The sequence below is a fragment of the Colwellia sp. MB02u-6 genome, assembly GCF_014077095.1.
GTDB lineage: Bacteria > Pseudomonadota > Gammaproteobacteria > Enterobacterales > Alteromonadaceae > Cognaticolwellia.
Window position 1 is genome coordinate 191,665 of the sequence record NZ_JACGVG010000035.1, and the last position, 10,622, is coordinate 202,286.

Consider the following 10,622-nt stretch of genomic DNA (forward strand, 5'->3'; position numbering starts at 1 on the left):
AAAACTGGGCTATTAGATGAATATTTTATAAAAATATTCAATCCACCTCACTTTTATACATATATTAGTTTTTTTTATTCATAAAAATCAGTTGACAGAAAAATCCATATCAGGCATTTTATATCCTATGAATATTTTACTTAGCCGAATTATTATTATTATCACTACCACCCTCACCGGAATGGTGGTCATCGGCTGACGTGTAGAATTTGTCAATTTTATCAAGCCTGTGACCTATAAAGTTACGGGCTTTTTTTGTTTTAGGATTTAGGAGTAAAAATGCGTGTATTAAAATTTGGTGGTTCCTCTTTGGCTTCAGCTCAGCGATTTATTGAAGTGGCAAATATCATCAAAAATAAAAGTAAGTCTTCTAGTCTTGCTATTGTTGTCTCTGCGCCTCAGGGCGTTACTAATCATCTGGTAGCGATGGCAGAGAATATTGCCAATGAAGAAAAGTTGCAAAGTGACTTACTGCATTTTAAACACGCAATTGAAAATATTATTAACGACTTATCAGCAACATTGCCCGATTTTTGCCAGCAACATAGCGAACAAGTACTAGCAACTTGGGAGCACCAGTTAAGTCGATATTTGCATGGTGCAACATTACTGTCATTTTGTCCTGAACATATACGTGCGCGTATTATCAGTATTGGTGAGCGCTTAAGTGTAGCCTTGTTGCAATCGGTACTGTCAGTTGATGCCATTGAAGTCAGTATTATTGAACCCGAAAAATTTTTACGCACTAATGATGTAGCTATGAATGCAGTGGCTGACTTGGTGTTATGTAAAGAAAAGTTTCAACATGTATATAACGAACTGAATACCATTGCGCTCATGCCTGGTTTTATTGGTGTTGACAGCCTTGGCAATATAACGACCTTAGGCCGCAATGGCTCAGACTATTCTGCAGCAGTATTAGCGGTTTGTAGTGACGCCGAGTATTGCGAAATTTGGACTGATGTTGATGGCGTTTATAATGCGGATCCTCGCTTAATCAAAGAAGCGCAATTATTAGATTATTTATCCTACCAAGAAGCGATGGAGCTATCTTATTTTGGCGCCAGTGTTTTACACCCTAAAACTATTGGACCGATTGCCCAGTACCATATCCCTTGTTTAATTAAAAATACCGGTAATCCTGACGCGCCAGGCACCTTAATAGCTAATGAAAATGATCAGCAAAAGCGGGTTAAAGCGATTTCAAACCTAGATGATTTAACCATGGTGAATGTTTCTGGCCCAGGTATGAAAGGCATGGTAGGTATGGCAAGCCGAGTTTTTGCTACTATGAGTCGTGAAAATGTTTCTTTAATTTTAATTAGTCAATCTTCAAGCGAATATTGTATTAGTTTTTGTATTTACTCGTCTGATGCCGGTAAAGCAGAGCGCAGTCTACAAGAAGAATTTGAATTGGAATTGTTAAACGGTTTACTAGAGCCGTTATCATTAACCCCTGAAATGTCAATTGTCTCGTTAGTTGGCGATGGTATGAATCATCAACAAGGTGTGGCGGCAAAATTTTTCGCTTCATTGGCACAAGCTAGAGTCAATGTGGTTGCGATTGCGCAAGACTCATCAGAGCGGAGTATTTCTGTTGTTATCGAAAGTAGAAAGTGCACTGATGCCATGAAAGTGAGTCATCAAAACTTTTTCTCACACAAAAAATCTATTGATGTATTTTTAGTAGGCAGTGGTGTGGTAGGTAGTGAGTTACTCGCTCAAATAGCGCGCCAACAGGCAAAATTGAAAACAGACAATATTTCACTAAACGTCTATGGTTTGGCTAATAGTAAAGGCATGGTATTTAATAGTGAAGGTATCGATGCGGCAAATTGGCAGGAAAGCTTAAGTCAACAACCTGTGACGGTGAATGTCGAAAACATTAAAAACTTTGTGCGTCAAAATCATTTAATTAACCCAGTATTAGTTGATTGTACATCTAATGAAACACTCGCGTTGCAATATGTGGATTATTTAGAAGCGGGCTTTAATGTGGTAACGCCCAATAAGAAAGCCAACACCGACTCTTGGCAGTATTATCAAGCACTACGAACAGCAGCACAAAAAACCAACCGTCGATTTTTATATGAAACAACCGTTGGTGCAGGTTTACCTGTGATTGATACCTTACAAAACTTACTGAAAGCCGGTGATGAACTGGTGCGGTTTGAGGGGGTACTATCAGGATCTTTATCCTATATATTTGGTAAACTTGATGAGGGCATGACCTTATCTCAAGCAACAAATTTAGCCAAAGAACAAGGTTTTACTGAACCTGATCCGCGTGATGACCTGAGCGGTATGGACGTAGCGCGTAAACTGCTCATTATGGCTAGAGAAGCGGGAATGGCGTTAGAACTAGATGACATTGAAATAGAGCCAGTGTTGGCTAACACATTTGACGCTAGTGGCGACGTGGCCACCTTTATGAGTAATTTACCCACCTTAGATCAGGCCTTTGCTGAGCGAATTAATGTCGCAAAAGCTGATGGCAAAGTGCTTAGGTACATTGGTAATATCGTTGAAGGGAAATGTCAGGTGACTATCGAAGCTGTTGGTAAAGAACATCCTTTATATAGTGTTAAAGATGGCGAAAACGCTTTAGCGATTCATAGTCGCTATTATCAACCATTACCTTTCGTTTTACGGGGTTATGGTGCTGGCGCTGCGGTAACCGCTGCCGGTGTCTTTGGTGATTTATTAAGAACATTAGCATGGGAGCAACAACACTAATGAGCGTTTCAGTATTTGCACCGGCTTCAATTGGTAATGTTAATGTTGGTTTTGATGTTTTAGGCTTAGCGGTTAAACCCCTTGATGGCACATTATTGGGTGATGTGGTGACAGTTAGCCATAGTAATGATGGCGATCAATTAGCGGTTACTGGTGATTTTGCACATAAGTTACCCAGTGATGTTAAGCTAAATATTGTTTGGCAGTGTTTACTCTTGTTTAATAAAGAATTATTCGCCAGTAAACAAGCTAGTGTTGAAGTAAAAATAAGCTTAGATAAACGCATGCCGGTGGGCAGCGGATTAGGCTCTAGCGCCTGTTCAGTGGTGGCAGCCATTGCCGGCTTAAATGCTTTTTATAAAAAGTACCATCAGTTTAGCTTTTCAAAGCAAGCGCTGTTAAAAATGATGGGAAAGATGGAAGCACAAATTAGTGGTAGTCTTCACTACGACAATGTTGCACCATGTTTTTTAGGCGGTATGCAGCTAATGGTGCCCGACCACGATATCATTGCCCGTAATTTACCGCCACTTCAAGATTGTTATTTTGTGATGGCATATCCAGGCATTGAAATATCAACCAAAGTGGCAAGAGATATATTACCAAACACTTATTCTCGTGCTGACTTGATCAGTTTTGGGCAGAATTTAGCGACATTTGTTGATGCTTGTCATCGCGGTGATAAAGCGCAATCCTTTGCCGTATTAACTGATGTGGTTGCTGAACCTTATCGAAAATCAATTTTACCTGGCTACAGTGAAGCGGCAAGTTATTTAACACAACAGGGCTGTTTGACTGTTGGCATTTCTGGCTCAGGCCCAACGCTTTTTTGTGTCACAGACGATCTAGCAAAAGCGACAGAATTTGCTACTTGGTTAAACGACAATTATTTACAAACATCAGCTACTGGCAACAGTGAAGGATTTGTGCATATTTGCCAAGCTGATACTCAAGGTGCAGTGACTTTACCCTAAAAGCAATGCTATCTGTTGCTTTAAACCTCGAGATTAAACCCTATATAGGAATTGAGTGTGAAATTTTATAATTTAAAAGAAAACGATGAACGAGTCAGCTTTTCTGGCGCGGTAAAGCAAGGTTTAGGGCGTAATCAAGGCTTGTTTTTTCCAGAAGAAATCCCCTGTTTTGATAATATTGAAGCCTTACTTGCGCTGCCGATGGTTGAGCGTAGCGTTAAAGTACTTTACCCTTTTGTTAGTGACGATTTAACCGAAGAGCAGTTAACTGAAATTGTTACTGACGCCTTTAATTTTCCAGCGCAAATACAGCCTATTAGTGAACGTAGAGCAACACTAGAATTATTTCACGGACCCACGCTGGCGTTTAAAGATTTTGGTGCTCGCTTTATGGCCAAATGTTTACAAGTGTTTGGTGATGGCAAAAAAGTCACTATTTTAACTGCAACCTCTGGTGATACTGGCGCTGCTGTGGCGCATGCTTTTCACGGTATCGACAACATTGATGTCGTGATCTTATATCCGAAAGGAAAAATAAGTTTATTACAGGAAAAAATGTTTACTACCCTAGGCGGTAATATTCGTACTATTGCGGTAGAAGGCACGTTTGACGATTGTCAGGCGCTTGTTAAACAGTCTTTTGATGATCAAGAGCTTAAAGAGGCTATTGGGTTAAATTCAGCTAACTCGATTAATATTAGTCGCTTGTTGGCGCAAATTTGTTATTACTTTGAAGCGGTTGCACAACTTTATCGCCAAAAAGGTACTGATGCACTTAGCGATATTGTTTTTGCTATTCCCAGTGGTAATTTTGGTAACCTTACCGCCGGACTTTTTGCTAAAGCCTTAGGTTTACCTATTAAGCGTTTTATTGCTGCCACAAATGCCAATGATACCGTCCCTCGCTATTTAAAAACGGGCGAATGGACACCTAATGAAACAGTAGCAACCATTTCTAATGCCATGGATGTTAGTAACCCAAATAATTGGCCACGTATAGAACATATGTTAAAAGCTGGGTTAGTTGAGCAAGACTGTGTCACTTCAGTATCAATTGATGAAGAGCAAACACAAATGGCGATGATCCAACTGGCTAAACTGGGCTACATCAGTGAACCTCATGCGGCGGTTGCTTATAGAGCACTGCAATACAATGCCCTTGATACTGAATTTGGTGTATTTTTGGGTACCGCGCATCCAGCAAAATTTAAAGATATTGTTGAAAGTACCTTAGGACAACCGATAGGCTTACCAAAAGAGCTTGCCGATTGTGCCAGTGAAACCATTCTATCAACCACAAGTTCAACCGACTTTGCAGAACTTAGAGCGTACTTACTGAATTAGTTAGCACAAGATCAGGGTAAAGGGCAGTTTTTACTGCCTTTTATGTACTGATAGTATGCTAATGCTACGATCAAGTAGCTGTGAGGCAAATAAGTCTTTATAGTGAGTCATTGTAATTCTGTGTTTATCTTGCCAAGTTAGGCACTTAACATAGTGTGTTATAGCTGCAAACTGCAGCAGAAATAAAAAAGCCAAAGAAAATATTCTTTGGCTTTTTGGTTTTTCAAATCAGCGGTGATATTAGTTTAATAATCTTACTCTGATTGTTGCATCAATCTGTTTTAACTCTTTTAAGGCTAGCTTGCTGTTTTCAGCTTCAATATCAATAACTACATAGCCAATTTGGTCAGCAGTTTGTAAATACTGAGCGGCAATATTGATATTGAGTTTGGCAAACATTTGGTTAATTTGTGTTAATACCCCAGGCCTATTGTGGTGAATGTGCAATAAACGACTGGTGCCAAGATGGCCAGGTAAGGATACTTCAGGAAAATTAACGGCAGATAAAGTTGAACCATTGTCTGAATATTTAGCAAGTTTACTGGCTACTTCAAGGCCAATGTTTTCTTGCGCTTCTTTAGTGCTGCCACCAATATGTGGTGTTAAAATCACGTTTTCAAATGCACGTAATGGGCTAAAAAACTCTTCGGCATTACTTTTAGGTTCAACCGGGAATACGTCAATTGCTGCACCAGCCACTTTTTTACTGGTTAATGCCTCGGCTAAGGCATCAATATCAACGACAGTACCGCGCGAGGCATTAATAAAGATAACACCAGGTTTCATGACCTCAAATTCTGCCGCCCCCATCATATTTTTGGTTTGTGGCGTTTCAGGTACATGCAAACTAATAACATCCGCTTCTTTCAATAATGAAGTCATAGTTGGCGCTTGGCTGGCATTGCCTAACGGCAGTTTAGTTTCAATATCGAAAAAGCGAACTTTCATCCCTAAAGTTTCGGCTAGTATGCCAAGTTGCATACCAATATGACCATAACCGATAATGCCTAAGGTTTTACCTCTGGCTTCAACTGAACCCGTAGCTGATTTATTCCAAACACCACGATGTGCTTGGGCACTTTTTTCTGGAATACCACGTAATAATAATAATGTTTCGCCCAATACTAACTCAGCGACCGAGCGGGTATTTGAAAATGGCGCGTTAAATACTGGTATACCAAATGATTGCGCTGCGGCTTTGTCTACTTGATTGGTACCAATACAGAAGCAACCAATAGCAACCAGCTTTTTAGCGTGGCTTAAAACATTTTTATTTAAGTCAGTACGAGAACGTATACCAACAAAATGCACATCAGCAATTTTATTAATTAGCTCTGCTTCTGAAAGTGAGGCTTTAATATATTCAATATTTGAATAGCCTTTATTTTTCAGCTCTTCAAGGGCGCTCTGGTGAACACCTTCTAGAAGTAGTATCTTAATCTTGTCTTTTGCTAGTGAATTGTTGCTCATGATAGTTTATCTTCTCTCGATCAAACATTGATGTACTTAAATATCTTTCAAATAAGCTTTTAGATGGCTAGATACCTAAAATACCATATAGGGTATAAACTCTAAAGTGTTATTTTATTATTTTCGTACCCTCTGCACTGCCGATAATTAAGACATTTGCTGGACGATTAGCAAACAAGCCATTAGTTACAACACCCACAATTGCGTTAATGCTGTTTTCTAGTGCTTTAGGGTCCATTATTTTTAAGTTATGCACATCAAGAATAACATTGCCGTTGTCGGTAATAACCCCTTGGCGATAAACTGGATCACCACCTAATTTCACTAGCTCTCTGGCGACATAACTGCGTGCCATTGGGATTACTTCTACGGGCAATGGAAAACGACCTAGCATAGGCACTTGCTTAGTGTCATCGGCGATACAAATAAAGGTTTTTGCCACCGCAGCAACAATTTTTTCGCGGGTAAGGGCAGCACCGCCACCTTTGATCATATGCATGTGAGGGCTAATTTCATCAGCGCCATCAATATAAACATCAATACCGTCAACGTTATTAAGATCAAACACTTCAATACCATATGACTTTAAACGCTCAGTTGAGCCTTCAGAGCTTGACACTACGCCAATAATTTTATCTTTAATGGTGGCAAGAGCGTCGATAAAATGATTTACCGTTGAGCCAGTACCAACACCAACAATGGTATCTGCTTTGATATAATCTAGGGCTTTTATTGCTGCCGCTTTTTTCATTTCATCTTGAGTCATAATGGACCTATTTTAAATAAATAAATAAAATTAGTGATCAGTTTTAAGCGCTCAGCTCTCAGTAAATAATAGTTATAAATCAAAAGAAGTTTTCGAGCTATCTCTCAACTACATCTTTGTAAAGCACTGAAATATATGAGCTTAAAAGTAACAGCTATCTCTTGACTATGTCTTTGTAACTTACTAAAAGCTGAGAGCTTAGAACTGACAGCTATTTCTTAACTAGCTCTTTTAACTATGGCCAGTATTATAACAAGAGTATCGAATTAATCAGATTTTATTTATGGATATTAAACTTATATTGTTTTGTTGGCGTAATAATTTCAGGTAACGGAATATCCCATAGTTGCGTGGGAATAGCGTCTATTAATTGGATGTCATGCGCTAAGCCTATTGGATAAGGTTTTGTTAATTTGCTGGATGTAACGTCAAGCTCTTGATTTTGATAACGGTATTGTTGATACCACGATGATAAGGTTCTATCGTAGAATCCGCCACCCATGCCCAAACGATTACCTAATCGGTCAAACGCAACCAAGGGGGTAAAAATAATATCTATTTCGCTGATAGTTTTAATCAAACGAACGTCAAGTTTAGGTTCTAAAATGCCATAGTTATTTTTTTTCATAGCACTGTTTTCATCATAATGGAGAAATAATAACTGGCCATGACTAAAAGGGTGAATGACAGGTAAGTAGATTTTTTTGTTGTTTTGCCAACACCATTTTATAAAGGGCATAGCATCAAGCTCACTGTCATTGGCTAAATAGAGCGCAATGTTTTTTGCTGCTAGAACATCTCTACGGGCGCTGAGTTGAATGAGCAAATCATCGGAGAACTCTTTTTGCTCAACCTGACTAAGACCTTGGCGTTTAGTTCTAAGTGATTTTCTTATTTCATTTCGTGTAGACATCATCAATAGCGTTTTCTCATTAGGTTATGTGTGCGCTGTAGGGTCTTCGCATAAATATGAACGACAAAAAATAAGGTACTACAAATACCTGTTTACCCATCTTTTTAATTGCTTGCCTAACAGTTGACTGACTAAAGTCCGACCTACAAAACAATTGCCTAAATTTACACTATCACCCACATGCTCTATGTAGATCCGATGTAGGTTGGACTTTAGTCCATCAGGTTTTAAAAGACAGCGCTCAGTTTGAAGTTTTAAGCTGTCAGATTTAAAGAAAATAGCTTTCAGTTTATTTGTCTGTTTGGTTTTATGCCACTAAGTTTTGTATTTTCTGTAATGTTGTCAGACAAAAGTCCGACCTACAAAACAATGGCCTAAATTTATATTATCACCCACATGCTCTATGTAGACGCGATGTAGGTTGGACTTTAGTCCATCAGGCTTTAAAAGACAGCGCTCAGTTTGAAGTTTTGAGCTGTCAGATTTAAAGAAAATAGTTTTCAGTTTATTTTTCTGTTTGGTTTTATGCCATTAAGTTTTGTATTTTCTGTAATGTTGTCAGACAAAAGTCCGACCTACAAAACAATGGCCTAAATTTATATTATCACCCACATGCTCTATCTAGAGGCGATGTAGGTTGGACTTTAGTCCAACAAGTTTTAAGCAGTAGCTGTCAGTAGAAAAATAACTATCAGTTGTCAGTAAAGATAGCTGACAGTTATTTTCTTTACTGACAGCTTAAAAATTTTCATAGACAAAAAAATAGCCAACATTTAGTTGGCTATTTTTACTGTTAGTTATTCAAAATAATTATGCAGTAGATGTTGTGCTTTTACCTTTAACTGGCGATGAAGGGTCTTCTTCTTCTGTTTCTAGCGCTTCCCAGAATCTAGATTTCAAGCCAATGAGTAAAATAATAATACCAATACCAATACTAAATAGACTGATTTGAATATATAAGGCTGGAATTTGTTCAACGTTGTTTGGATCGTAATTACCAGCAAGCAAACCTGAAATAATATTACCAATTGAATACGTCAAGACAAATACACCCATCATTTGGCCAGCAAATCTTCTCGGTGATAATTTACTCACGGCACTTAAGGCGATAGGACTTAAGCATAACTCACCCACTGTGTGTAAAAAGTAAGTGGTAATTAACCATCCAGGCGCAACTTGTAAGCCACTGGCTGCATATTGTGCGGCAAAAAACATTACGATAAAGCCACTTGCCATAATAATTAAGCCAACAGCACATTTAATGCCGTAGGCAGGTGTAACCATTCTTTGACCTAATTTAATCCAAAATGCGGCGAAAAAAGGTGATAGCAAAACAATAAACATAGCATTAGAGAACTGAAACCATGCTGTTGGAATTTCAAACGAACCTATCATACGGTCAGTGTAATCACGAGCGAATAAGTTTAATGATGAGCCGGCTTGTTCAAAGCCAGACCAGAAAAAAGCTGAGGCAATACAAATTAATAATAATGCCCAAAGTTTTTTCTTTTCATTGGCGGTTAAGTCACTAAAAAAGTAAATAATGGCATAATAAATAACAAAAATTAAGGTAAAGGCTATCGCAACATATTGTGCTGTAGCAATGGGGTCTATCACCACAATGCCTTCAAAGGTTAAAACAGTGACCACTGCAATGGCAACTAGCGAAGCCGCTATAATTATCCAGCTAGTGCGTTGACCTTTTGCTGATAAAGGTGCAACCGGTTCTGCGCCAACACCTTCTAATTTTGGTGTCGTCATTCTATATTGAATAAGGCCTGCTGCCATGCCTATTGCGGCGGCACCAAAGGCATAATGCCAACCAAAATCTGAAGCTAAATAACCACAAACTAAATAGCCAATAAAAGAACCTAAGTTAATGCCCATGTAATAAATAGCATAACCACTATCACGGCGCTTATCATTTTCACTATATAATTGGCCAACCATAGCACCGATATTGGGCTTTAATAAACCCGTACCCAAAATAACTAAGATCAAACCAATAAAGAATGTTTTGTCATTTGGGATAGCTAAAACTATGTGGCCAAACATGATGATAATGCCGCCATACCAAACTGCTCTTTGCCCACCCAGTAATCTGTCTGCTATCCAACCGCCGGGTAAGCCCATAAAATAGACGGTACCGGTATATAAACCATAAATAGCGGTTGCCGATGCAATAGTTAATGCTAAGCCACCTTCTTGTAAGGTTGCTGTCATAAAAAGAACAAGTAATGCGCGCATGCCGTAATAGCTCATGCGTTCCCACATTTCTGTGACAAAAAGTGTTTTTAACCCGCCCGGATGGCCATAAAAAGCCTCTGAATTTGGGGTACTCATATAATATCCTCGATAGGTAATACCAAACACGGTTTAAAATTATTTTTATTTCAACATGAATATATATCGGGTTGAA

General features: G+C 38.7%; 7 protein-coding genes. 3 read left to right on the forward strand and 4 right to left on the reverse strand.

The genetic code is table 11. The annotated features are described in order from the left end of the window. Positions 1–279 precede the first annotated feature (279 nt). From thrA to thrC, 3 genes are read left to right on the forward strand one after another with little or no spacing between them, the layout of a single operon-like run. Positions 280–2,736 (forward strand): bifunctional aspartate kinase/homoserine dehydrogenase I, encoded by a 2,457-nt coding sequence (gene thrA / locus H4J46_RS10450; protein WP_182233444.1) that lies wholly within the window; start codon positions 280–282, stop codon positions 2,734–2,736. After that, positions 2,736–3,710, forward strand: coding sequence for a homoserine kinase (gene thrB, locus H4J46_RS10455; RefSeq protein WP_182233445.1), 975 nt, complete (start codon positions 2,736–2,738; stop codon positions 3,708–3,710). Before thrA ends, thrB begins: the two co-directional genes overlap by 1 nt. Before the next feature lie 57 nt (positions 3,711–3,767). Further along, entirely contained in the window at positions 3,768–5,054 is a 1,287-nt protein-coding gene (gene thrC / locus H4J46_RS10460; protein ID WP_182233446.1) for a threonine synthase, read from the forward strand. Between the two features lie 240 nt (positions 5,055–5,294). Here thrC and serA read toward each other — a convergent pair whose 3' ends face one another. The 4 genes from serA to H4J46_RS10480 form a co-directional block, all read right to left on the reverse strand. Continuing rightward, positions 5,295–6,524: a phosphoglycerate dehydrogenase gene (gene serA / locus H4J46_RS10465; protein ID WP_182233447.1), complete on the reverse strand. Its 1,230-nt coding sequence runs from the start codon at positions 6,522–6,524 to the stop codon at positions 5,295–5,297. Between the two features lie 109 nt (positions 6,525–6,633). Then, positions 6,634–7,290 (reverse strand): ribose-5-phosphate isomerase RpiA, encoded by a 657-nt coding sequence (gene rpiA / locus H4J46_RS10470; RefSeq protein ID WP_182233448.1) that lies wholly within the window; start codon positions 7,288–7,290, stop codon positions 6,634–6,636. A 277-nt stretch (positions 7,291–7,567) separates the two neighbouring features. Then, entirely contained in the window at positions 7,568–8,206 is a 639-nt protein-coding gene (locus H4J46_RS10475; RefSeq protein WP_259365793.1) for a 5-formyltetrahydrofolate cyclo-ligase, read from the reverse strand. An 807-nt stretch (positions 8,207–9,013) separates the two neighbouring features. Further along, positions 9,014–10,546 (reverse strand): peptide MFS transporter, encoded by a 1,533-nt coding sequence (locus tag H4J46_RS10480; protein ID WP_182233449.1) that lies wholly within the window; start codon positions 10,544–10,546, stop codon positions 9,014–9,016. Between the last annotated feature and the right edge of the window lie 76 nt (positions 10,547–10,622).

Bases quoted from the DNA above. Each gene is read 5' to 3' on its own strand.
- thrA (WP_182233444.1), top strand. From the start codon at position 280: ATGCGTGTATTAAAATTTGGTGGTTCCTCTTTGGCTTCAGCTCAGCGA.
- thrB (WP_182233445.1), top strand. From the start codon at position 2,736: ATGAGCGTTTCAGTATTTGCACCGGCTTCAATTGGTAATGTTAATGTT.
- serA (WP_182233447.1), bottom strand. From the start codon at position 6,524: ATGAGCAACAATTCACTAGCAAAAGACAAGATTAAGATACTACTTCTA.
- rpiA (WP_182233448.1), bottom strand. From the start codon at position 7,290: ATGACTCAAGATGAAATGAAAAAAGCGGCAGCAATAAAAGCCCTAGAT.
- H4J46_RS10475 (WP_259365793.1), bottom strand. From the start codon at position 8,206: ATGATGTCTACACGAAATGAAATAAGAAAATCACTTAGAACTAAACGC.
- H4J46_RS10480 (WP_182233449.1), bottom strand. From the start codon at position 10,546: ATGAGTACCCCAAATTCAGAGGCTTTTTATGGCCATCCGGGCGGGTTA.